General features: G+C 72.3%; 20 protein-coding genes. 15 read left to right on the top strand and 5 right to left on the bottom strand.

What is annotated here, in order from left to right:
- Positions 1–3 precede the first annotated feature (3 nt).
- Together ACZ5NW_RS26435 and ACZ5NW_RS26430 are read left to right on the top strand one after the other, a co-directional pair.
- Complete coding sequence (locus ACZ5NW_RS26435) at positions 4–1,377, top strand: aldehyde dehydrogenase family protein (protein WP_468746404.1); 1,374 nt, start codon at positions 4–6, stop codon at positions 1,375–1,377.
- Positions 1,374–2,156, top strand: coding sequence for a 3-oxoacyl-ACP reductase (locus ACZ5NW_RS26430; protein ID WP_468746403.1), 783 nt, complete (start codon positions 1,374–1,376; stop codon positions 2,154–2,156). Before ACZ5NW_RS26435 ends, ACZ5NW_RS26430 begins: the two co-directional genes overlap by 4 nt.
- Positions 2,157–2,159: 3 nt before the next feature.
- Here the strand turns inward: ACZ5NW_RS26430 and ACZ5NW_RS26425 are convergent, their stop codons facing one another.
- Positions 2,160–3,362 (bottom strand): amino acid deaminase/aldolase, encoded by a 1,203-nt coding sequence (locus ACZ5NW_RS26425; protein WP_468746402.1) that lies wholly within the window; start codon positions 3,360–3,362, stop codon positions 2,160–2,162.
- 965 nt (positions 3,363–4,327) lie between these two features.
- Between ACZ5NW_RS26425 and ACZ5NW_RS26420 the strand changes: the two genes are divergently transcribed.
- On the top strand, positions 4,328–5,425 hold the full coding sequence (locus ACZ5NW_RS26420; RefSeq protein WP_468746401.1) for a hypothetical protein: 1,098 nt from the start codon (positions 4,328–4,330) through the stop codon (positions 5,423–5,425).
- The gene (gene mycP / locus ACZ5NW_RS26415) at positions 5,422–6,594 is read left to right on the top strand and encodes a type VII secretion-associated serine protease mycosin (RefSeq protein WP_468746400.1); all 1,173 of its coding nucleotides are present in this window, start codon (positions 5,422–5,424) and stop codon (positions 6,592–6,594) included. The genes ACZ5NW_RS26420 and mycP overlap by 4 nt, the downstream gene beginning before the upstream one ends.
- 46 nt (positions 6,595–6,640) lie before the next feature.
- On the opposite strand, the gene ACZ5NW_RS26410 is transcribed toward mycP, so the two are convergent.
- Positions 6,641–7,606 carry a serine hydrolase gene (locus ACZ5NW_RS26410; RefSeq protein ID WP_468746399.1) on the bottom strand — a complete coding sequence of 322 codons (966 nt, stop codon included), beginning with the start codon at positions 7,604–7,606 and terminating at the stop codon, positions 6,641–6,643.
- Between the two features lie 149 nt (positions 7,607–7,755).
- Between ACZ5NW_RS26410 and ACZ5NW_RS26405 the strand changes: the two genes are divergently transcribed.
- On the top strand, positions 7,756–8,484 hold the full coding sequence (locus ACZ5NW_RS26405; RefSeq protein ID WP_468746398.1) for an SseB family protein: 729 nt from the start codon (positions 7,756–7,758) through the stop codon (positions 8,482–8,484).
- A 1-nt stretch (position 8,485) separates the two neighbouring features.
- Here ACZ5NW_RS26405 and ACZ5NW_RS26400 read toward each other — a convergent pair whose 3' ends face one another.
- Entirely contained in the window at positions 8,486–8,863 is a 378-nt protein-coding gene (locus ACZ5NW_RS26400; protein ID WP_468746397.1) for a DUF1844 domain-containing protein, read from the bottom strand.
- Positions 8,864–9,250: 387 nt separating this feature from the next.
- Here ACZ5NW_RS26400 and infC point away from each other — a divergent pair, with 387 nt between their 5' ends.
- From infC to ACZ5NW_RS26350, 10 genes are all read left to right on the top strand, one after another.
- Complete coding sequence (gene infC, locus ACZ5NW_RS26395; protein WP_468746602.1) at positions 9,251–9,916, top strand: translation initiation factor IF-3; 666 nt, start codon at positions 9,251–9,253, stop codon at positions 9,914–9,916.
- Between the two features lie 108 nt (positions 9,917–10,024).
- Positions 10,025–10,219: a 50S ribosomal protein L35 gene (rpmI, locus tag ACZ5NW_RS26390; protein ID WP_004933563.1), complete on the top strand. Its 195-nt coding sequence runs from the start codon at positions 10,025–10,027 to the stop codon at positions 10,217–10,219.
- A 102-nt stretch (positions 10,220–10,321) separates the two neighbouring features.
- On the top strand, positions 10,322–10,705 hold the full coding sequence (gene rplT, locus ACZ5NW_RS26385; RefSeq protein WP_196463978.1) for a 50S ribosomal protein L20: 384 nt from the start codon (positions 10,322–10,324) through the stop codon (positions 10,703–10,705).
- A 98-nt stretch (positions 10,706–10,803) separates the two neighbouring features.
- Entirely contained in the window at positions 10,804–11,652 is an 849-nt protein-coding gene (locus ACZ5NW_RS26380) for a TrmH family RNA methyltransferase (RefSeq protein WP_468746396.1), read from the top strand.
- A 102-nt stretch (positions 11,653–11,754) separates the two neighbouring features.
- Positions 11,755–12,894 (top strand): sensor histidine kinase, encoded by a 1,140-nt coding sequence (locus ACZ5NW_RS26375; protein WP_468746395.1) that lies wholly within the window; start codon positions 11,755–11,757, stop codon positions 12,892–12,894.
- A gap of 129 nt (positions 12,895–13,023) precedes the next feature.
- Positions 13,024–14,145 carry a phenylalanine--tRNA ligase subunit alpha gene (gene pheS / locus ACZ5NW_RS26370; RefSeq protein ID WP_468746394.1) on the top strand — a complete coding sequence of 374 codons (1,122 nt, stop codon included), beginning with the start codon at positions 13,024–13,026 and terminating at the stop codon, positions 14,143–14,145.
- Positions 14,145–16,658, top strand: a complete 2,514-nt coding sequence (gene pheT, locus ACZ5NW_RS26365; RefSeq protein ID WP_468746393.1) for a phenylalanine--tRNA ligase subunit beta — start codon at positions 14,145–14,147, stop codon at positions 16,656–16,658. The genes pheS and pheT overlap by 1 nt, the downstream gene beginning before the upstream one ends.
- A 147-nt stretch (positions 16,659–16,805) precedes the next feature.
- Positions 16,806–17,840, top strand: a complete 1,035-nt coding sequence (locus tag ACZ5NW_RS26360; protein ID WP_468746392.1) for a PP2C family protein-serine/threonine phosphatase — start codon at positions 16,806–16,808, stop codon at positions 17,838–17,840.
- Positions 17,841–18,032: 192 nt separating this feature from the next.
- The gene (locus tag ACZ5NW_RS26355; protein ID WP_468746391.1) at positions 18,033–19,373 is read left to right on the top strand and encodes a transcriptional regulator; all 1,341 of its coding nucleotides are present in this window, start codon (positions 18,033–18,035) and stop codon (positions 19,371–19,373) included.
- 55 nt (positions 19,374–19,428) lie between these two features.
- A complete protein-coding gene (locus ACZ5NW_RS26350; protein ID WP_468746390.1) occupies positions 19,429–19,959 on the top strand; it encodes an NUDIX hydrolase in 531 nt (176 codons plus the stop codon).
- Here the strand turns inward: ACZ5NW_RS26350 and ACZ5NW_RS26345 are convergent.
- A complete protein-coding gene (locus ACZ5NW_RS26345; RefSeq protein WP_468746389.1) occupies positions 19,956–20,213 on the bottom strand; it encodes a hypothetical protein in 258 nt (85 codons plus the stop codon). The two genes, ACZ5NW_RS26350 and ACZ5NW_RS26345, sit on opposite strands and share 4 nt — an antisense overlap.
- A gap of 206 nt (positions 20,214–20,419) precedes the next feature.
- Entirely contained in the window at positions 20,420–21,295 is an 876-nt protein-coding gene (locus ACZ5NW_RS26340; protein ID WP_468746388.1) for a 3-hydroxybutyryl-CoA dehydrogenase, read from the bottom strand.
- Between the last annotated feature and the right edge of the window lie 128 nt (positions 21,296–21,423).

Below are 21,423 nucleotides of genomic sequence, written 5' to 3'. Positions count from 1 at the left end.
GACTTGTCGCAACCGTACGCACTCGACGTCCTCAACCCGGCGACGGAGGAGGTGATCGCGACCGTCCCCGGTGCCGACGAGCGGGACGTCGACTCCGCCGTGCACCGGGCCTCCCGGGCGCAGGAGCGGTGGGCGGCGCTCCCGCCCGCCGATCGGGCCCGGCTGCTGCGCCGCTTCGCCGCCGTGGTCGACGAACACCGGGAGGAACTCGCGCGGTTGGAGGTGCGCGAGGCCGGTCACACCCTCGGCAACGCCCGCTGGGAGGCGGGCAACGTCCGCGATCTGCTGGACTACGCGGCCGGGGGAGTGGAACGGCTGAGCGGCCGTCAGATCCCGGTGGCCGGCGGCCTGGACGTGACCTTCCTCGAACCGCTCGGTGTCGTCGCCGTGATCGCCCCCTGGAACTTCCCGATGCCCATCGCGGCCTGGGGGACCGCACCCGCCCTCGCGGCCGGCAACGCCGTGCTCCTCAAGCCCGCCGAGACCACCCCGCTGACCGCGCTGCGGCTGGCGGAGCTGGCCCTGGAGGCCGGCCTGCCCGAAGGGCTCTTCCAGGTGCTGCCGGGTCCCGGCCCGGTCACGGGCAACGCCCTGGTCGAGCACCCGGGCGTAGCGAAGATCGTCTTCACGGGGTCGACAGCGGTGGGCCAACAGGTGGCGGCGCGGGGCTCGGCGCTGCTCAAACCCGTCACCCTGGAACTCGGCGGCAAGAGCCCCAACATCATCTTCGCCGACGCCGACCTCAAGGCCGCCGCCGACCCCTTCTCCTTCCTCGACAACTCCGGCCAGGACTGCTGTGCGCGCACCCGGATCCTGGTCCAGGAGTCGGTGTACGACGAGGTGTCCGCGTACCTCGCCGACGCGCTCGCGGCCGTCGTCGTGGGCGACCCCGCCGACGAGAAGACGCAGATGGGCCCGCTCATTTCCCGCCGTCAGCTCGACCGGGTCCGCGGCTACGTCCCCGAGGACGCCCCCGCCCTGCGCGGCACCGCGCCCGAAGGCCCCGGTTTCTGGTTCCCGCCGACCGTGCTCACCGGCGAGCGGCCCGACTCCGCCGCGGCCCGCGAGGAGATCTTCGGACCCGTCGCCGTGCTGCTCCCCTTCACCGACGAACAGGACGCGATCCGCCTCGCCAACGACACCCCCTACGGCCTCTCCGGCTCCATCTGGACCCGCGACGTCGGCCGCGCCCTGCGTGTCTCCCGGGCCGTCCGGGCCGGAAACCTGTCCGTCAACTCCCACTCCAGCGTGCGCTACGCCACCCCCTTCGGCGGCTTCAAGCAGTCCGGGCTCGGCCGCGAGCTGGGCCCGGACGCCCTGACCGCCTTCACCGAAACCAAGAACGTCTTCATCAGCACGGAAGGCTCCGCACAGTGACCGACGAAATCATCTGCCGCCGCCTGGTCGGCCGCACCGCCGTCATCACCGGCGCCGGCAGCGGCATCGGCCTCGCCACCGCCCGCCGGCTCGCCGCCGAGGGCGCCCACGTCGTCTGCGGAGACGTCGACGAGGCCCGCGGCAAGGCCGCCGCCGAGGAGGTCGGCGGGACCTTCGTGAAGGTCGACGTCACCGACCCCGAGCAGGTCGAGGCGCTCTTCAAGACGGCCTACGACACCTACGGCAGCGTCGACATCGCCTTCAACAACGCCGGCATCTCGCCGCCGGACGACGACTCCATCCTGGAGACCGGCCTGGAGGCGTGGAAGCGCGTCCAGGAGGTCAACCTCACCTCCGTCTACCTGTGCTGCAAGGCCGCCATCCCCTACATGCGGCGCCAGGGCAAGGGCTCGATCATCAACACGGCGTCGTTCGTGGCGAGGATGGGGGCGGCCACGAGCCAGATCTCGTACACCGCCTCCAAGGGCGGCGTACTGGCCATGTCCCGCGAGCTCGGCGTGCAGTTCGCACGGGAGGGCATCCGCGTGAACGCCCTCTGCCCGGGCCCGGTCAACACCCCGCTCCTGCAGGAGCTGTTCGCCAAGGACCCCGAGCGGGCCGCCCGCCGCCTGGTCCACATCCCCGCCGGCCGGTTCGCCGAGGCCGAGGAGATCGCCGCCGCCGTCGCCTTCCTGGCCAGCGACGACTCCTCGTTCGTCAACGCCTCCGACTTCCTCGTCGACGGCGGGATCTCCGGGGCGTACGTCACCCCGCTCTAGGCCCTACAGGAACGTGTGGCCCTCGCCGCGATAGGTGGGCACGGTCGCCGTGACCGTGTCCCCCTCGACGAGGTGCAGTTTCTCGAACCGCTCGCACAGCTCGCCCGCCTTGGCGTGCCGGAACCACACCTTGTCGCCGATCAGCAGATCGTCGGCGGGCGAGCCGAGCAACGGGGTCTGCACCTCGCCGGGCCCCTCCTGCGGGTCGTAGCGCAGCCCCTCGGGCAGATACGGCACCGGCAGCCGGTCCGGTCCGGCCGCACCGGAGGCGGGGTATCCGCCGCCCAGCACGGTCACCACACCGACGCCGGGCCGCCGGACGACGGGCTGCGCGAAGAGCGCCGCCGGGCGCCCCGTGAACGACGTGTAGTTGTCGAACAGGCGCGGGACGTAGAGCCCGGAGCCGGCCGCGATCTCGGTGACCGCGTCCTCGGCGGCCGTGCTCTCCACACTGCCGGTGCCGCCGCCGTTGACGTACTCCAGATCCGGCACGACCGACCGCACCGCGCGCACCACCGCGCCGCGCCGCTCGGCGAGTTCCCGGCGGGCGGTCGCCTGCATCAGGCGGATCGCGCGGGAGCGGAAGGGCCGCCCGGCGAGCGAGTCGCCGACGCCCGCGATATGGCCCTCGTACGCCATGATCCCGACCAGCTTGAAACCCTGACGGCGCGTCACCGCACGGGCCATGTCGGCTACTTGGGTGGGGGAGTGGAGCGGCGAGCGGCGGGCGCCGACCCGTACTCGGCCGCCGAACAGCTTGAGCGCGGTGTCCAACTCCAGGCAGACCCGGACCACTTCGCGTCCACCGCCGCGCGAGGCGTCGATCAGATCGAGCTGGGCGACGTCGTCGACCATCACGGTGACGGCGGAGGCCAGCTTGGGGTCGCCGGCCAGCTCGGCGAAACCGGAGCGGTCCGCGGACGGGTAGGCCAGCAGGATGTCGTCGAACCCGGACCGGGCCAGCCACAGGGACTCGGCGAGGGTGAACGACATGATGCCCGCGAAGCCGTCCTTCGCGAGGACGCGTTCCAGCAGCGTCCGGCAGCGCACGGACTTGCTGGCGACCCGGATCGGCTTGCCGCCCGCCCGCCGGACGAGATCGTCCGCGTTGGCGTCGAAGGCGTCCAGATCCACGATCGCGAGAGGGGCGTCGAGATGGGCGGTGGCCCGGTCGTAACGGGCCCGGTCGGCGGCGCGCGCAGTCATGAACGCAGCCTGCCAGAACGGATTACCGCAGGGTAGGGGGACGATCCGGGCAGATGCCCCGGTGGCGCGGACTGGGTTCCCGTTCGGCCAGGAACAAGCCGTAGAGTGACGCGCACGCACGGAGGACCGCTCCGGCCGGACGACCGCGCCGGGATGCCGGTCCGCACGTGCGGGTATGCGTGCCAGGGTGGACCGCCGCGTCCGCACCGGGGCACCTGGGCATGAGACACGAGGGCCGGGCAGTACGTACTACGGACACGGCCCGGGTACGAGGAAACGGGGGGTGCATGAGCACGGAAGCACGCCGCGCCTCGATCCCCCCGCGCCCCCAGACACCCCCACAGCCCACCGTCCCACCCCGCCCCACGACCCCGCCCCGCCCGACGACGGCACCTCCGACCGAGCCCCACGAGGGAACCCCGCCGGCCGCACCGACGGAACGCCCGCCCGCCGCGACCCCCGACCGCGCGACCGCCGCGACCCCCGACCGTCCGGCCGACGGCGCCCGCGACGCGCGCTCCGCCACGGGCCCGCGGCCTGTGGAGCCGGTGCGTGGTGCGGCTTCCGGTGCGGGTGCGTCGGACGTGCGGCCGTCCTCGTCCCGTCCGTCGGCCTCCCGTGAGCCGTTCCCTTCCCCGCGCCCGGACACCGTTCCGCCGCCGGCCTCCGCGCGTTTCCCCGACAGCCCCCCGCCGACCGGACGCCCCTCCGCCGACCCCACGGCGGATCGTTCCGGCACGGCCGCCTCCGACCGCGCCCGGCCGCCCGCTTCCGGCGCCGCCTGGACGCCCTTCTCCCGCAGCGGCTTCCTCTTGCCGAACCAGGACCAGGGGTCCCGCGACGCCCGGGACAGGGCTCGCGGGGGCCTCGCGGGACCGAGCGAGCGTCACACCGCTTCCGGCGCCGGCCGGGGCCCCGGTGACCGTCCATCGTCTCCTCGTGAGACCACCCCGGACACCCGTCCCATGGCCGGCCCCGACGCTCGCCGCGCGGTCAGCCCCGACGCGCCGTCCCGGCCCTCCGTCGCCGCGACCGGTCCCAGCCGTGCGTCCGTGTCGGCGCCTGCGCAGGCACCCGCGCCCGCGCCGACCAGCGCCCCCGGGGCTCCCCGCAGCCCCCTCGACCCGTCCGCCCCCCGTACCACCGCTCCCGCCGCACCCCCCGCCACCGCCACCACCCCCACCCCCCGCCTCACCCCCGACCCCTCCCTCTCCTGGTCCGCCCCCATGGCGCCGGGCGGGGTTCCCGGCGCTCGGCCCTTTGTGACCTTTGCGGAGCCCGAGGTGCCCGGGGGCGTGTCGTGGGGCGGCAGGGCGCGTGGGCGCCTCGCGGCCGTCGCTGTCTGCGTCGTTCTCGGGCTCGGCCTCATCGGCGGGGCGATAACCGGGAGCTGGCTCGCCGGTGACTCCTCGGACGGCGGTGCGAGTGGCGCGTACGCCACCGCCGGCACCCTCTGGCACAGCGTCCCCGTGGATCAGCTCTTCCCGCCGACCGTCGTCGGACAGGGCGCCGGACCCGGCGGCGCCGACCGCACCTGGACGCGGATCGCCGTCGCCCCGGACAGCACCTGCGCGGGCGCCTTCGACCCGCTCCTGGCCCAGGTCCTCGCCCCGGTCGGCTGCGAACGCCTCCTGCGTGCCACCTACACCGACGCCACCCAGAGCTATGTCACCACCGTCGGCCTGCTGTTCACCACCGCCGACGCGACGGCCATGAAGGCCCTGGACACCCGCTTCGACAAAGAGGGCCTGACCCGCCGCACCGACCTGCTGCCGCACCCGTACGCCGTCAAGGGCACGGTCGCCGCGGCCTTCGGCGACGCCCAGCGCGCCTCCTGGACCGTCTCCGTCCTCACCGACGCCCCCGTGGTCGTCTACGCGGTCTCCGGCTGGGCCGACGGCCGCGCCGTCGACACCCCGCAGCCCGCCATCGAGGCCACCGCGACCGGCGCCACCACGGCCCCCGCCCAGTCCGGCCTCGGCAATGAGGCGCAGGGCCTCGCCGACCGCATCGAGCGCGGCCTGCGCAGGACCGCCGCCGCCCCCTCGGAGCAGCCCTCATGAGTCGCCGCCGTACGACGTGCCGCGCCGCGACCCTCAGCTGTCTGGTGGCCGCCGCCCTCGCCCTCGTACCGCCGACCGTCGCGCACGCCGACGCCATCCGCGCCCAGCAGTGGGGCCTGGAGGCCATGCACACCTCCGAGGCGTGGCGTACCACCAAGGGCAAGGGCATCACGGTCGCCCTGCTGGACACCGGTGTCGAGGCCGACCACCCCGACCTCGACGGAAACGTTCTGGCCGGCAAGGACCTGGTCGGCTTCGGCGCCGTGGAGGGCGACCGCGCCTGGGCCCGGCACGGCACCGCGATGGCCGGGATCATCGCCGGCCACGGACACGGCTACGGCAACGGCGACGGCGTACTGGGCGTCGCCCCCGAGGCGAAGATCCTGCCCGTCCGCGTGATCCTGGAGGACGGCGACCCGGCCCGGGCCCGCGCCCGCGAGACCCGGGGCAACGCCCTCGCCGAGGGCATCCGCTGGGCCGCCGACCAGGGCGCCGACGTCATCAATCTCTCCCTCGGCGACGACTCCGCCTCCGCGCATCCGGAACCCGCCGAGGACGAGGCCGTCCAGTACGCGCTGAAGAAAGGTGCCGTCGTCGTCGCCTCGGCCGGCAACGGCGGCGACAAGGGCGACCACATCTCCTACCCGGCCGCCTACCCGGGCGTGATCGCCGTGACGGCCGTCGACCGCTACGGCACCCGCGCGTCCTTCTCCACCCGCCGCTGGTACGCGACCGTCAGCGCCCCCGGCGTCGACGTCGTCATCGCCGACCCGGACCACAAGTACTACCAGGGCTGGGGCACCTCGGCGGCCTCCGCGTTCGTCTCCGGTGCCGTGGCCCTGGTCAAGGCCGCCCACCCCGGTCTGACGCCGGCCCAGATCAAGAAGCTCCTGGAGGACACCGCCCGGGACGCCCCCACCGGCGGCCGCGACGACTCCCGCGGCTACGGATTCGTCGACCCGGCGGCGGCGATCAAGGCCGCCAAGGCCCTCCGGCCGGAGGGCCTCACGTCCAAGGACTACGCCGACAAGTACTTCGGCAGCGGCCCCGACACCACCGCGTCCGACTCGACGGCGTCGGACTGGGCGGGCCCCCTCGCCGGCGGCACGGGCGGAGTCCTGCTGGTCGCGGCGGTGGTCCTGTGGCGTGGCCGCAGGGAAACACCCTGACGGTCAGGTCCCCGAAGGGGCCGGGGGAACCGCCGGCCCATCGCTCCTACGACGCCGACGCGACGCTCCGCACCGCGGCCCGGGCCGTCGCCTCGATCAGCGCGATGCCCTGCTCCTGCGTCGTCGTCCCCTTCGACAGCACGGCCACCAGATAGTCGACGCCGTCCACCGTGACGCGGCCGATGCTGTTGACGTCCCACAGCCCGGTCGTACTGCGCGGCAGCCACCCGTTCTTCAACGCCCAGCCGGAACCGTCCGCCGCGGCCGAGACCCCCCACCGCTGGCCCACGGCTATCTGCCCCATCAGGCCCCGCACATACTCCCGCGAGGCCCTGCTCAGCTCCGACTCGTCCCCGAACACCTGATGGAGCAGGGCGAGTTGATCGGCGGCGGTGGTCTGGGTCAGCCCCCACAGCGCCCCGTCGCCCCCGGTCGTCCCGGTCAGCCCGAACCGCTCGTTCGCCGCGTCCAGCCCCCGCGCCCGCCCGATGGCGTTCCACAGCGCCGTCGCCGAGTCGTTGTCGCTGTCCTGGATCATCGCGGTGGCGTACGTCTTCTCCTGGGCGGTCAGCCGCCGCCCCTCCTCCTGCGCCTGGAGCAGCAGCGTCGCGAGGATGTCGACCTTCACGATGCTCGCCGTGTCGAAGGCGCCCTCGCCGTACCGCGCGCTCTCCCCGCTGCTCGTGTCGAGCACGGCCACGGACACCGCCGCGCCGTCGGGCACGGTCACCGCCTTCATCGCCGTCGCCAGCAGACCGTCGTAGTCGGCCCGTGGCTCCAGCGCCTCGGCCTGGTCCTCCACCGCCACCGTCGCCTCCCCGTCCGATGCCGTCGCGGCCGACGGCGTCAGCGACGATACGGCGCCGGTGCCGGAGTGCGCCCGCGCCTTCACATAGACCGTGCCGGCCGCGCCGGCCCCGGCCACGGCGACGACGACGAGGGCCGAGGCGAGCAGGGGCCGGCGACGGGAGGGGCGGGCACGGCGGCCGCGGCGTGCTCTGGGGGACTCCATGCCCGCGATGGTGGAGCCGGTCGCTGTGCCGGCCGTTATCCGGACGTTAGATCCTCGTCAGCAGGGGCTGAGAAATCCGTGAGAGCGTCACCGCCGTGTTTCCGGCCCCGCACAAGCCCAGCAGGATCCCCCCGATAGGGTCGGTGACCGTGGCGAAGATGAACATTCCCGACCCCGGCTACTCCGACGACGACGGCTCCGCCGATCCCCGGCTGAGCGCCGCCCTCGCCGCCTGGGCCGAGGACCGTACGGCCGTGGGCCCCGTCCTGGAGGCGCTCAAGGGCGCCCGGCTGCTCGTCCCCGTCGTCGCCGTGCTCGGCGAGGTCGAGGAGGACGAGAACGGGCTGCGCCGCGAGAAGACCAGCGACATGGCCGTACCGACGCTGAAGGCCGGGCACCGCACCGCCCTGCCCGCCTTCACGTCCACCGACGCGCTGGCCCTGTGGGACCCGCAGGCCCGCCCCGTCGCCGTACCCCTGCACCAGGCGCTCCAGGCCGCCGCGCACGAGAAGGCGGACACGCTGCTGCTCGACATGGCGGGACCGGTGCCGTTCGAGCTGACCGGGCCGGCACTGCTGGCGCTCGCGGAGGGCCGTACGACGACCGATCCGCTGGCCGACCCGGCCGTCGTCGAGGCCGTACGGGCCGCGGTGGCCGCCGAGCCCGCCGTGGTCCGCGCCCACCTGGGCCCCGGACAGGCCGACGGCACCCTCGCCCTCGTCCTCGACCCGGCCGCCGCCCCCGCCGAGGCCGCCCGGGCGGTCGCCGAGCGCCTGGCCGCCGACGAGACACTGAGGGCCCGCCTGGTGCGCGGCCTCGACCTGGCACTGCTGCCGGCCGGGACGACGCCTCCGGGCGAGCCCCTCTATGTGAAGTAGGTCAGCCGTAGACCGGCCCGGTGTACTTCTCGCCCGGGCCCTGACCCGGCTCGTCGGGGACGAGCGACGCCTCGCGGAACGCCAGCTGCAGCGACTTCAGGCCGTCGCGCAGCGGCGCCGCGTGGAAGGAGCTGATCTCGGTCGCGGACGCGTCCAGCAGACCGGCGAGCGCGGTCACCAGCTTGCGGGCCTCGTCCAGGTCCTTGTACGTGTCGCCCTCTTCGGTCAGCCCGAGCTTCACGGCGGCGGCGCTCATCAGATTGACGGCGACCGTCACGATCACCTCGACCGCGGGGACCTCGGCGATGTCGCGGGTCATCTCGTCGAAGTCGGGGTTGCCGGGGGTCTCGGCGGGGCCGGAGGGGGAGGTCTCACTCATGCTGCACACCATAGGTGCCGGGCGAGCCGGGGCCCCAGTCGGCCTCGGTTCGCCGTTGCCCGGCCGAACTGCTAACCTTGTGTGACGACCGGCCGGACACGCCCTGCGTGTGCTCGGCCAACAAGTGGAGGCTCCGATCTCCCACCTGACCGCCCTCCGGGGCGGCGGGTCACCCCGGTCAGGCGGCCACCATCGTTCCGTACGGACGATGGAGCCGCCCGAATGTGCGCCCCGCGATCATCGCGGTGGTGCTCCGGTAGTGTTTTCGGAGCCCCGCCTGTGATCGTCCGGGGCATTTTTTGTGCTTCGGCGCGGTTAGGTCTAACGAACACAGACGTTACGCGGCGCTCAAGCCAGAGGGTCGCGTGGTGCTACCGAGGAGGATCCATCAGCGCCGAGCCCCGCATCAACGACCGGATTCGCGTTCCCGAGGTGCGACTTGTCGGTCCCAGTGGCGAGCAGGTGGGCATCGTCCCCCTGGCCAAGGCACTGGAGCTTGCGCAGGAGTACGACCTGGACCTGGTCGAGGTCGCGGCGAACGCCCGCCCGCCGGTCTGCAAGCTCATGGACTACGGGAAGTTCAAGTACGAGTCGGCCATGAAGGCCCGTGAGGCGCGCAAGAACCAGGCGCACACGGTCATCAAGGAGATGAAGCTCCGGCCGAAGATCGACCCGCACGACTACGACACCAAGAAGGGTCACGTCGTCCGGTTCCTCAAGCAGGGCGACAAGGTCAAGATCACGATCATGTTCCGTGGCCGTGAGCAGTCCCGCCCCGAGCTGGGCTACCGACTGCTGCAGCGTCTCGCGGAGGACGTCCAGGACCTCGGGTTCGTCGAGTCGAACCCGAAGCAGGACGGCCGCAACATGATCATGGTTCTCGGTCCGCACAAGAAGAAGACCGAGGCCATGGCCGAGGCTCGCCAGGCGCAGGAAGCCCGCAAGGCCGACGCGAAGGCCAACCCCGGCAAGTCGCAGAACGCCGCGGAGACTCAGGTCGACGAGGCTCCTGAGACCGCCGAGGCACAGACCGAGGCTCCGGCCGAGGCGTGATCCCAGGGACGTAAGTCCCCAGGACGTATCCGATACAAGAGCGACGCTCCACCGTGCCCGGTTTCACGACCGGGCATCGGAGCGCCACCCAGAGGAGAGAACGGCGCTATGCCGAAGAACAAGTCGCACAGCGGTGCCAGCAAGCGCTTCAAGGTCACCGGCTCCGGCAAGGTGCTCCGTGAGCGCGCCGGCAAGCGCCACCTGCTCGAGCACAAGTCGTCCCGCGTGACGCGTCGCCTCACCGGCAACGCCGAGATGGCCCCGGGCGACGCCGCGAAGATCAAGAAGCTTCTCGGCAAGTGACATCGGGCGCGAACCCACGTTTCGCGCCTGATCTCTGACCGGGACCCAATCGTTTCCGGGCCGTGTGAGTCCAACCACGGCCCCGCTACAAGGAGTTAAAAAGTGGCACGCGTCAAGCGGGCAGTCAACGCCCACAAGAAGCGCCGGGCGATCCTCGAGCAGGCCTCCGGCTACCGCGGTCAGCGTTCGCGCCTGTACCGCAAGGCCAAGGAGCAGGTCACCCACTCGCTGGTCTACAACTACAACGACCGCAAGAAGCGCAAGGGTGACTTCCGCCAGCTGTGGATCCAGCGCATCAACGCCGCTGCCCGCGCCAACGGCATCACGTACAACCGCTTCATCCAGGGTCTGAAGGCCGCGAACATCGAGGTCGACCGCAAGATCCTGGCCGAGCTGGCCGTGAACGACGCCACCGCGTTCGCCGCGCTGGTCGAGGCCGCGCAGAAGGCGCTGCCGGCGGACGTCAACGCGCCGAAGGCTGCGTGACACCGGCACTGGCTTGAAGCCGACGTTGTTGACGGACCCGCGGGCTGCTGCCTGCGGGTCCGTCGTCTTGAGTGGTAGCGACCGAAAGTGAAGAGCGCATGTCCTCCGCCAGCCCCGAGCTGATCTCCCCCCGATCCCCGCGCGTCTCCGCCGCCCGGCGGCTCGCCCGGCGGAACTTCCGGGGCAAGGAGCGGCTGTTCCTGGCCGAGGGCCCGCAGGCCGTACGGGAGGCGGCGGCGTACGGGGACACCCTCGTCGAACTGTTCGCCACCCTCGACGCCGCGGAGCGGTACGCCGACATCATCGGCGAGGCCCGCCGCGTCGGCGCCCGGGTGCATCTGGCCTCCGAGCAGGTCATCGAGGACATCTCCACCACCGTCACCCCCCAGGGACTCGTCGGGGTCTGCCGCTTCCTCGACACCCCCTTCGAGGACATCCTCACGAGCCGCCCGAAGCTCGTCGCCGTCCTCGCCCATGTGCGCGACCCGGGGAACGCCGGGACCGTCCTGCGGTGCGCGGACGCCGCCGGTGCCGAGGCCGTCGTCCTGACCGACGCCTCCGTCGACCTCTACAACCCCAAGGCCGTCCGCGCCTCCGTCGGCTCGCTCTTCCACCTGCCCGTCGCCGTCGGGGTCCCCGTCGAGCAGGCCGTCCAGGGGCTCAAGGACGCCGGGGTGCGCATCCTCGCCGCCGACGGAGCCGGGGACCGCGACCTCGACGACGAGCTCGACAAGGGCGGCATGGGCGGGCCCACGGCCTGGGTGTTCGGCAACGAGGCCTGGGGGCTCCCGGAGGAGACCCGCGCCCTCGCCGACGCCGTCGTGCGCGTGCCGATCCACGGAAAGGCCGAGAGCCTGAACCTGGCCACCGCCGCCGCCGTATGTCTCTACGCCTCGGCCCGCGCCCAACGCGCCACCGGCGGCTGCCGCACGGCCTCCGCGGGCTAGCTGTTTCCCGGCTCGGGGCGCCTTCGCGGGGTGCCGGATCGTCACCGAGAGCTAGTAGGGTGACCAGCTCGGGGATCCTCGGCTGAGAGGTGGGGTACGAGGATGAGTGTGGGCACCAGCGGCACACCGGGAGCCCGGGACGTGCGGCGCCCGCCGGCGGCGCGACCGCCCGGTGACCTCACCGCGCACGGCATCGACCCCGACGAGCTGCCCGACGGACTCGTCGTCGCCGACGAGCACGGCCGGGTCGTCTGCTTCAACGCCGCCGCCGAGCGCATCACCGCCCTCCCCGCCGCCGAGGCCCTCGGACAGCGCCTGGAGAAGGCCCTGCCGTTAGAGGATCTGGAGGGCCGGCGCTGGTGGCAGCTCACCGATCCCTACGGCGGCCTGGCCATCCGCGTCCGGCAGCCGGAGCGCAACCTGCTGCTGCCCGGCGGCCGCGAGGTGCTCGTCTCCGCCCGGTACGTCCGGGACGAACCCACCGGGCCGGTCCGGCGCGTCGTGGTGACCCTGCGCGACACCGAGGCCCGCCGCCGCACCGAGCGCTCCCACGCCGAGCTGATAGCCACCGTGGCCCACGAGCTGCGCTCCCCGCTCACCTCCGTCAAGGGCTTCACCGCCACCCTCCTCGCCAAATGGGTGCGGTTCACCGACGACCAGAAGCGGCTGATGCTGGAGACCGTCGACGCCGACGCCGACCGCGTCACCCGCCTCATCGCCGAGCTCCTCGACATCTCCCGTATCGACTCCGGGCGGCTGGAGGTCCGGCGCCAGCCCGTCGACATGGCCGCCGCCGTCGGACGGCACATCCACGCCTATGTCGCCTCCGGGCTGCCCGCCGACCGGTTCCTGGTCCGCGTCGAACAGCCGCTGCCCGCCCTCTGGGCCGACCCCGACAAGATCGACCAGGTGCTCAGCAACCTCATCGAAAATGCCGTGCGGCACGGCGAGGGAACCGTCACCATTGAGATCACGCCCGCCGCGTCCCCGCGCGAAGGAGAGGACACCGGCACGTCGGTCACCGTGAGCGACGAGGGCGCCGGCATCCCGGAGGAGTCCATGAACCGCGTCTTCACCCGCTTCTGGCGGGGCAGCAAGCGCGGCGGCACCGGCCTCGGGCTGTACATCGTCAAGGGCATCGTCGAGGCCCACGGCGGCACCATCACGGTCGGCCGCGCCGCCCAGGGCGGCGCGGAGTTCCGATTTACCTTGCCCGTGGCAGCCCCGGCGTATCTCGCCTAGTGGCCCACGGGCGCATTCGTACACCCTCACCCCGTTAGACTCGGCCTTTGGCACCTTTGTGTCCCAGGGACGGCCCTCAGCAGTCGGTGACGGGGACCTTCAGCCAGCCAATCGGAAGCACGGGAAGAGATGTCGGCACCCAATAAGTCGTACGACCCTGTCGAGGTCGAGGCGTTGAAACCGGAAGAGATCGAGCGCATGCGGGACGAGGCGCTCGCCGCCTTCGCCGCCGCGAGCTCCCTCGACGCGCTCCAGGAGGCCAAGGTCGCCCACACCGGCGGCACCTCCCCGCTGGCCCTCGCCAACCGCGAGATCGGCGCCCTGCCCCCGCACGCCAAGGCGGCCGCCGGAAAGCTGGTCGGCCAGGCCCGCGGCGCCGTCAACAAGGGCCTCGCCGCCCGCCAGGCGGAGCTGGAGGCCGAGCGGGACGCGCGCGTGCTCGTCGAGGAGGACGTGGACGTCACGCTGCCGTACGACCGCGTACCGGCCGGCGCCCGCCACCCGCTGACCACGCTCTCGGAGCGCATCGAGGACATCTTCGTGGCCATGGGCTACGAGGTCGCCGAGGGCCCCCAGGTCGAGGCCGAGTGGTTCAACTTCGACGCCCTCAACATCGGCCCGGACCACCCGGCCCGCGGCGAGCACGACACCTTCTTCGTGCAGGGCCCGCAGGGCGGCACCGAGTCCGGCGTCGTGCTGCGCACCCACACCTCGCCCGTGCAGATCCGCTCCCTGCTCGACCGCGAGCTCCCGGTCTACGTGATCTGCCCCGGCCGGGTGTACCGCACCGACGAGCTGGACGCCACGCACACCCCCGTCTTCCACCAGGTCGAGCTGCTCGCCGTCGACGAGGGCCTGACCATGGCCGACCTCAAGGGCACCCTGGACCACATGGTCCAGTCGCTGTTCGGCGAGGGCATGAAGACCCGGCTGCGGCCGAACTTCTTCCCGTTCACCGAGCCGTCCGCCGAGATGGACATGGTGTGCTACGTCTGCCGCGGCGAGTCCGTCGGCAACCCCGACCGCCCCTGCCGCACCTGCTCGTCCGAGGGCTGGATCGAGCTCGGCGGCTGCGGCATGGTCAACCCGCGGGTGCTCACCGCCTGCGGCGTCGACCCGGAGAAGTACAGCGGCTTCGCCTTCGGGTTCGGCATCGAGCGGATGCTGATGTTCCGCCACAACGTCGAGGACATGCGAGACATGGTCGAGGGTGACGTCCGGTTCACCCGGCCGTTCGGGATGGAGATCTGATGCGGGTCCCGCTTTCCTGGCTGCGGGAGTACGTCGACCTGCCGGCGACCGAAACCGGCCGTGACGTCCAGGCCAAGCTCATCGCCACCGGCCTGGAGGTCGAGACCGTCGAGCAGCTCGGCGCCGGCCTCAAGGGCCCGCTGGTCGTCGGCCAGGTGCTGACGATCGAGGAGCTGACGGAGTTCAAGAAGCCGATCCGCTTCTGCACCGTCGACGTCGGCACCGCCAACGGCACCGGCGAGCCGCAGGAGCTGATCTGCGGCGCCCGCAACTTCTCCGTCGGCGACAAGGTCGTCGTGGTCCTCCCGGGCGCCGTCCTGCCCGGCGACTTCGCGATCGCCGCCCGCAAGACCTACGGCCGCACCTCGCACGGCATGATCTGCTCCAGCGGTGAGCTGGGCATGGGCGACGACGGCACGCACGGCATCATCGTGCTGCCGCCGGAGACCGAGGTCGGCAGGGACGCCATCGAGCTGCTCGAACTGGTCGACGAGGTCCTGGACATCGCCGTCACCGCCAACCGCGGCGACTGCCTGTCCATCCGCGGCGTCGCCCGCGAGACCGCCATCGCCTACGGCCTGCCGCTGCGCGACCCGGCCCTGCTCGACGTCCCCGCGCCGAACGCCTTCGGCTACCCGGTCGAGGTCTCCGACCCGGTCGGCTGCGACCGCTTCACGGCCCGCACGGTCTCCGGACTGAGCCCCGAGGCGCGCTCCCCGATCTGGCTCCAGCGCCGGCTGCAGAAGGTCGGCATGCGCCCGATCTCCCTCGCCGTGGACGTCACGAACTACGTGATGATGGAGCTGGGCCAGCCGCTGCACGCCTACGACCGCACGCTGGTCCAGGGCACCATCGGCGTGCGCCGGGCCGAGCAGGGCGAGAAGCTCACCACCCTGGACGGCGTCCAGCGCGTCCTCGACGCCGAGGACCTGGTGATCACCGACGAGCGCGGCCCCATCGGCCTCGCGGGCGTCATGGGCGGCGCCAACACCGAGATCGCCGACCACGACGACGTGGAGAACGCCTCCACCGAGGTCGTCATCGAGGCCGCGCACTTCGACGCCGTCTCGATCGCCCGTACGGCCCGCCGCCACAAGCTGTCCTCCGAGGCGTCGCGCCGCTTCGAGCGCGGTGTCGACCCGGCCGCGGCCGCCGCGGCCGCCCAGCGCACCGTCGACCTGCTGGTGCTGCTCGCCGGCGGCACCGCCGACGCGGGCGTCACCCAGGTCGTCGCGCCCTCCGCGCCGCACACCATCGCCCTTCCGGCCGACCACCCGGACCGGGTCGCGGGCGTCGGCTACGGCCGCGAGACCGTCGTACGCCGGCTGCAGGAGATCGGCTGCGACGTGTACGGGCAGGACGAGCTGATCGTCACGGTCCCGTCCTGGCGGCCCGACCTGCTGGAGCCGAACGACCTGGCCGAAGAGGTCATCCGCCTGGAGGGCTACGAGGAGCTGCCCTCCACGCTGCCCAAGCCGCCGTCCGGCCGGGGCCTGACGCACCGCCAGCGGCTGCACCGCCGGGTCGGCCGCGCACTGGCCGGCGCCGGGTACGTCGAGGCGCCGAACTACCCCTTCGTCAGCGAGCAGGTCTTCGACCAGCTGGGCCTCGCGGCGGACGACCCCAACCGCCGGGTCGTGAAGCTGACCAACCCGCTCAACGACGAGGAGCCCGCCCTGCGGACCTCGCTGCTGCCCGGGCTGCTCGGCGCGCTGCGGCGCAACGACGGACGGGGCTCGCACGACCTGGCCCTGTTCGAGACGGGCCTGGTCTTCCACCCGCGCGAGGAGCAGCGCATCGCCGCCGCGCTCCCCGTCGACCGGCGGCCCACCGCCGAGGAGATCGCCGACCTGGACGCCGCGCTGCCCGAGCAGCCGCGCCATGTCGCCGCCGTCCTCACCGGCGCCCGTGAGCAGGCCGGCTGGTGGGGCGAGGGCCGTCCGGCCGGCTGGGCCGACGCGGTCGAGGCGGGGCGCCTGGTGGCCCGGGAGACCGGCGCGGAGCCGGTGATCCGCAAGGGCGCGTACGGGCCGTGGCACCCGGGCCGGTGTGCCGAGTTCGTGGTCGTCGTGGACGGTGCGGAGACCGTCGTCGGTCACGCCGGTGAGCTGCACCCGCGGGTCGTGAAGGCGCTGGGTCTGCCCGCTCGCACGTGCGCGATGGAGCTGAACCTCGACGTCCTGGAGCAGGTCGGCGACGGCACGCCGCAGGCGCCGAGCATCTCGACGTTCCCCGTCGCCACGCAGGATGTCGCCCTGGTCGTGGACCGCTTCGTCCCGCACGCGGACGTCGAGGCGGCGCTGCGCGAAGGCGCGGGTGACCTGCTGGAGGCCATCCGGCTGTTCGACGTCTACGTCAACGACGAGCAGCTCGGTGAGGGCAAGAAGTCGCTGGCGTACGCGCTCCGCTTCAGGGCCGGGGACCGGACGCTGACCGTGGACGAGGCTTCGGCTGCTCGGGATGCGGCGGTCGCCCTCGCGGGGGAGCGGACGGGAGCGGTACTGCGCGGCTGATCCCGCCCCCTTTCGGGGCGCTTCACTCATCTGGGTGATGATTTCAGGCGGCATGGTCCTTCTGAGTCATGGGCTCGACAGAATCAGACCGGCCTTTCGGGGCCGGTCTGATCTGTCGTGTCAGGGCCTAGATGGGGGGCCATCGACATGTTCCGCATCAGGCGGCCGCTACGCCGGGCCCTCGCGCTGGGGTTGCCGACGCTCTGGGGTGCCGTCGCGATCACCTACAAGCTGGCCTGTCCGCTCGGCCGGCAGACCTCCTTCGACGCGCGGCTCGTCAGCAGCGCCGTCTTCTTCGCCGTCGGCACCGGGCTCATCGTGCACGTACGGCAGGCCCTGCTGCGCGAGCTGCGGCAGGCCCGCCGGGTCGCCGGCGTCGCGCAGAACGCGCTGCTGCGGCCACCGCCCCCGCGCATCGACGGCCTCGACATCGCCGCCGCCCAGCTCTCCGCCGACCGGGGCGCCACCGTGGGCGGCGACCTGTACGAGGTGATCGGCACCGAGCACGGCGTGCGGGTGGTGATGGGTGATGTACGGGGTCACGGGCTGCCTGCCGTCGGCACCGTCGCCGCCCTGCTGGGCGGCTTCCGCGAGGCCGCCCACGACGAGGCGGATCTCGGGGGAGTGCTGCGCCGCCTCGACCGCACGCTGGCCCGGCATCTCCGCCAACGCGCCCGCGAGGGACATCCGGCGGCGGAGGAGTTCGTCACCGTGCTCCTGCTGGAGATCGCCCAGGACAACGAGGTCCAGGCCCTCAACTGCGGTCACCCATGGCCGTATCGGATCGCCGGCACGACGGTCACCCCGCTGGCCCGAGCGGACCCCCTGCCCCCGCTGGGCCTCTTCCCGCTTCCGGATGCCTTGCTGCCCCTGCAGTGCGACCCGCTCCGGCCGGGCGAATCGCTGGTCCTCTACACGGACGGCGTGGAGGACGCGAGGGACACGAGGGGCAGCTACTTCAGCCTGCCGCAGGCTCTGGCGACGATACGCAATTATCCGACCCAGTCGATTCCGCGCATGGTTTTCCAGGCACTCCTACGCCACATCGCAGGCAGGCCAAAAGACGACATCGCCCTCCTGGTCCTACGGAACGGCCGAACGCAGGCCAACCGCAACCCCCCAGGGGCGCGGGGAACTGCGCGACAAGCCACAACCCACCCGCAGCCGACACACAACGGCTGATCCCCCGGAGGGAGACGCCGGGCCGCCGCACTGTACGAGGGGGAGCCGACGACCCGGCATTTCAGTCAACCGGCCCGACACACTCCGCAACAGCGCGCGCACCCTACGGATATGCGTACTCCGTTCACACCCCGTGTGAACCCACCCCCACTACGCTGTCCGCACCGAGCCACCGGGGACCGGGGGGCACCCATGCAGCCCAACACTCTGCTCGACGCGATCCTGGACGAGGCGGGGATCTCGCACGCGGGCCTCGCCGCCCACGTCAACCAGGCCGGACGCGCCCGCGGACTCTCGCTGCGGTACGAACACACGGCGGTGGCCCGCTGGTTGAAGGGCCAGCGTCCCAGGGGCCAGGTGCCCGACCTGATCTGCGAGGTGCTCGCGGGACGGCTGCACCGGCCGGTCACCCTCGACGACATCGGCCTCGGCGTCCCGGGCGAGCCCTCCACGCCGCACGGCGCCTCCCTCTCCGGGTTCGTGGAGCGCGCCACCGCCCTGTGGCGCTCGGACGAACAGCAGCGCCCGCACCTCCTCGGCGCGCCCGCGGTCACCGGGACGCCCGCCGTGATGCCGGTGTGGGAGTGGGAGAACCCGCCCGAGGACGTCGATGTCTCGCGGGGCGGCCGGCACCGGGTCACCCCCGCCGACATCGAGATGCTGCGCGCCGCCCGCGCGCACTACGAGCAGCTGTACCGCAAGGCCGGCGGCATCGCGACACGCGCCCGGATCGTCGGCTTCCTCAACGCCGAGGCGGCCCCGCTGCTGCGCGGCAGCTACACCGACGCCACCGGCCGCCAACTCCACCGGGCCACCGGCGGGTTGGTGGCGATCGCCGGCATCTGCGCCTACGACTCCGACGCGCACGGTCTCGCCCAGCGCTACTTCCATCAGGCGCTCAGGCTGGCAAAGGCCAGCGGGGACCGGGGACTCGGGGCGTATGTCATCGCGCTCCTGGTCAACCAGTCGCTGTTCATGCGGGAGTACCGGCAGGCCGTCGCCTTCGCGGAGGCCGCGCTGCGCACCGCCGGCCGGCAGATCACCCCCGCGCTCGCCTCCGACCTGTACGCGATGCAGGCCAAGGCGTACGCCCACCTCGGCGACGGCACGAGCGCGCTGTCCTGCATCCGGCGGGCGGAGTCGGCCGCCGAAAGCATCCGGCGGGGGCATGAGCCCGACGAGACCGGCTATGTCCAGCCCGGCCTGGTGAACGTCCAGGTGGCGGAGGCGCTGCTCAGTCTCGGGGACCTCACCGCCGCCGCCGAACACGCCCTGGCCGCCGTGGACACCCCGGCCCACGACCGGGGCCGGGTGCACCGCCTCGCCATGCTCAGCACGATCGAACTGCGCCAGGGAAACGCCGACAAGGCGGTGGTCACCGCCGTGCAGATGGCCGAGCAGGCCCGGGGCATGGAGTCGCAGCGGCTGCGCGACAGACTCCGGGCGGTGCGCGAACACCTGGTGCGCAGCGGCTGTGCGGGCACCGCCGAGGCGGCCGAACTCATCGACGGAGCGCTGCGCGTACCGTTGTAGGCCTCATAGTCCCTGCTGCGATATTGCCACTTACTCGACGGAAGGTGGCAGAACCGTGCAGTGGACGAAACAGAACGAACAAACTGTGTATGAAAACCGCTGGTTCAGCGTCAACCTCGCAGATGTGGAACTGCCCGACGGCCGGCACCTGGACCACTTCCTGATACGGCTGCGGCCCGTCGCCGTGGCCACGGTGGTCAACGAGGCCAACGAGGTGCTGCTGCTGTGGCGGCACCGCTTCATCACCGACAGCTGGGGGTGGGAACTCGCGGCGGGCGTCGTCGAGGACGGCGAGGACGTCGCCGTGGCGGCGGCACGGGAGCTGGAGGAGGAGACCGGCTGGCGACCGGGACCCCTGCACCACCTCCTGAGCGTGGAGCCGTCCAACGGCCTCACCGACGCCCGGCACCACATCTACTGGTCGGACGAGGGCGAGTACGTGGGCCATCCCGTGGACGACTTCGAGTCGGACCGCCGGGAGTGGGTCCCGCTCAAGCTCGTCCCCGACATGGTCGCCCGCGGCGAGGTCCCGGCCGCCAACATGGCGGCCGCGTTACTGCTGCTGCACCACCTGAGGCTCGGTTAGCGGCCCAGCGCCTGCCAGACCGTGACGACCAGGGCCCCGACAGCGGTGACCGCCGCGAGCGACGGAAGGGGCCAGCGGCGGTGTTCGAGGATGACTAGTCGGGTGCTCAGCTCGTCCAGTTCCTTGGCGGTCTCCTTGGTGCGATGGGTCAGCAGGGCGAGACCTCCCTCGACGCGGGCGTAGGCCACGTCGAGCCGGCGGCGTAACTCTGCGAGTTCTTCATGGACCACGGGATGCTCCGGATCGGCGGTCACTGTTCCGCTCCTTTCCGCGGTGGACGCACATCCCTTGCATGGGGCATCAAGAGTGAACTCGCCTGGTGGGCGCGGGCGGAAGCGTGTGCGAGGGGCATATGCGGGTCCGGCGCTCACACGGTGTGTGAAGGCAAAGGGCCCGGCGCTCGGGGGAGCGCCGGGCCCTTTCAAGCCACTGTGCGTAGCCGGCCGCGCGGCGGCGACCGTCAGCCGTAGGTGTAGAAGCCCGAGCCGGTCTTCCGGCCCAGCCGGCCCGCGTCGACCATGCGCTGGAGCAGCGGGGGAGCGGAGTACAGCGGCTCCTTGTACTCCTCGTACATCGAGTTGGCGATCGAGACGATAGTGTCCAGACCGATCAGGTCGGACAGGCGCAGCGGGCCCATCGGGTGGGCGCAGCCCATCTCCATGCCGTTGTCGATGTCCTCGCGTCCGGCGATGCCCGACTCGAACATCCGGATCGCGGAGAGCAGATACGGCACGAGCAGCGCGTTGACCACGAAGCCGGAGCGGTCCTGGGCACGGATGGCGTGCTTGCCGAGCACCTTCTCGGCGAACAGCTGCGCCCGGCTGATGGTGTCCTCGGCGGTGGTCAGCGCCGGGATCAGCTCGACGAGCTTCTGCACCGGGGCCGGGTTGAAGAAGTGGATGCCGATGACGTGGTCGGGCCGCGAGGTGGCGACCGCCAGCTTGACCAGCGGGATGGAGGAGGTGTTGGACGCGAGGATCGCGTCCGGGCGGGTCACGACCTGGTCCAGGACCTGGAAGATCTCCGTCTTGACCTGCTCGTTCTCGACGACGGCCTCGATCACCAGATCGCGGTCGGCGAACTCGCCGAGGTCGGTGGTGAAGCTCAGCCGCGCCAGCGTGGCGTCCCGCTCCTCCTCCGTGATCTTGCCGCGCTCGGCGGCCTTGGCCAGGGAGTTGAACAGCCGGGTCCGGCCGATCTCCAGGGCCTCACCGGTGGTCTCGGCGACCTTGACGTCGAGGCCGGCCCGGGCGCACACCTCGGCGATGCCCGCGCCCATCTGGCCGCAGCCCACCACTCCGACGCGTGCGATGTCTCCCGCAGGGGTGTCCGTCACATCGTTCCTCTCGCTGGGTCGATTCCCGGCTTCGTGGGGCAGGCCCTCCGGGTCGCGGCACGCCTGCTCCGATCGTGCACGTTACTAGCAAGTATCGATGATCGATCAGCGGGGTGCGGGCATGCTGG

Source organism: Streptomyces sp. NPDC032126 (genome assembly GCF_055580085.1).
The sequence above is the reverse complement of the archived record's forward strand: the minus strand, read 5'-3'. Positions and strand labels throughout refer to the sequence as shown.

Excerpts from the sequence above, each read along its gene's own strand:
- ACZ5NW_RS26360 (WP_468746392.1), top strand. The coding sequence starts at position 16,806 with ATGTTCCGCATCAGGCGGCCGCTACGCCGGGCCCTCGCGCTGGGGTTG.
- pheT (WP_468746393.1), top strand. The coding sequence starts at position 14,145 with ATGCGGGTCCCGCTTTCCTGGCTGCGGGAGTACGTCGACCTGCCGGCG.
- ACZ5NW_RS26355 (WP_468746391.1), top strand. The coding sequence starts at position 18,033 with ATGCAGCCCAACACTCTGCTCGACGCGATCCTGGACGAGGCGGGGATC.
- ACZ5NW_RS26400 (WP_468746397.1), bottom strand. The coding sequence starts at position 8,863 with ATGAGTGAGACCTCCCCCTCCGGCCCCGCCGAGACCCCCGGCAACCCC.
- mycP (WP_468746400.1), top strand. The coding sequence starts at position 5,422 with ATGAGTCGCCGCCGTACGACGTGCCGCGCCGCGACCCTCAGCTGTCTG.
- ACZ5NW_RS26380 (WP_468746396.1), top strand. The coding sequence starts at position 10,804 with ATGTCCTCCGCCAGCCCCGAGCTGATCTCCCCCCGATCCCCGCGCGTC.
- rpmI (WP_004933563.1), top strand. The coding sequence starts at position 10,025 with ATGCCGAAGAACAAGTCGCACAGCGGTGCCAGCAAGCGCTTCAAGGTC.
- ACZ5NW_RS26425 (WP_468746402.1), bottom strand. The coding sequence starts at position 3,362 with ATGACTGCGCGCGCCGCCGACCGGGCCCGTTACGACCGGGCCACCGCC.
- pheS (WP_468746394.1), top strand. The coding sequence starts at position 13,024 with ATGTCGGCACCCAATAAGTCGTACGACCCTGTCGAGGTCGAGGCGTTG.
- ACZ5NW_RS26420 (WP_468746401.1), top strand. The coding sequence starts at position 4,328 with ATGGCCGGCCCCGACGCTCGCCGCGCGGTCAGCCCCGACGCGCCGTCC.
- ACZ5NW_RS26375 (WP_468746395.1), top strand. The coding sequence starts at position 11,755 with ATGAGTGTGGGCACCAGCGGCACACCGGGAGCCCGGGACGTGCGGCGC.
- ACZ5NW_RS26410 (WP_468746399.1), bottom strand. The coding sequence starts at position 7,606 with ATGGAGTCCCCCAGAGCACGCCGCGGCCGCCGTGCCCGCCCCTCCCGT.